A 242-nucleotide genomic window follows, 5' to 3' on the forward strand; every position below is an offset into this window, starting at 1 on the left:
GGGCGACGAAGATCTTGGGTTTCATGCGGGTCTCGTGGTCTCGGTTTCGTTATCGGAAGAAAGCGGGGGTAGCACTCAGAAGAACAGGAAGCTCATGACGATGAACAGCGGCACCAGGATGCCCACCGACCACGCCATGTAGCCGAAGAAGCTGGGCATGCGGATACCGCGCTCCTCGGCGATGGCCTTGACCATCATGTTGGGCGCATTGCCGATATAGCTGTTGGCCCCCATGAAGACGG

Annotated in this window: 1 protein-coding gene; it reads right to left on the bottom strand. The window is 58.7% G+C overall.

The window, feature by feature from the left end; genetic code table 11:
* Window positions 1–75: 75 nt before the first annotated feature.
* Entirely contained in the window at window positions 76–234 is a 159-nt protein-coding gene (locus AC0KVN_RS27755; protein ID WP_483656883.1) for a sodium:proton antiporter, read from the bottom strand.
* Between the last annotated feature and the right edge of the window lie 8 nt (window positions 235–242).

It is taken from the genome of Sphingobium sp. SG1 (genome assembly GCF_057063145.1).